At 51.2% G+C, this 514-nt stretch carries 2 protein-coding genes; both read left to right on the top strand.

The features are described 5' to 3' along the window. A partial coding sequence (locus ACWHAR_RS32145; protein ID WP_452089057.1) for a hypothetical protein occupies window positions 1-221 on the top strand: 221 nt, incomplete at its 5' end. Between the two features lie 15 nt (window positions 222-236). Continuing rightward, on the top strand, window positions 237-514 hold a 278-nt coding region (locus ACWHAR_RS32140; protein ID WP_452089056.1), incomplete at its 3' end, for a hypothetical protein.

Raw genomic sequence — 514 nt, 5'->3', positions numbered from 1 at the left:
AACAGACGATTTACAATGAAAAGGGCGAAGCAATGACACTCAGAGCTTCACGGCATCAAAATACGATTGCCGTGAAAACAACGGGCGTCCAAAAGAACTGGAAGCTGCTCCTCCGCGGTCTTTCTGTCACCTCTGTTATTAACGGAGCTGCGGAAGCGCTTCAGGAGGGAACAGCGGTTCAGCCAAAAGAAAAAGAACGGGATGTCTTCATTTATTTCTAAAAAGGAGTGATCAGGATGCTGAAAACGGGCCGCATCATCATATTGGGCGCAATGTGCACGATCCTTTCCGCCGCCGGTTTCGATCCGCCGCAGCCCGCAGCCGCTAAAAGCCAGGCTGATGAATATGAGTATCCCTTTCAAGATCCCAGTCTCCCTGTACAAAAAAGAGTCAGCGACTTGCTTTCACGGCTGACCCTTGAGGAAAAAGTGTCACTGATGCATCAATATCAGCCCGCCGTTCCCCGGCTGGGCATTCCCGCTTTTAAAACGGGCACAGAAGCGCTTCACGGCGT

The organism is Bacillus sp. LR--39 (genome assembly GCF_053613335.1).
Note: the sequence above shows the minus strand (reverse complement) of the source record. Positions and strands in the feature narration are given on the sequence as shown.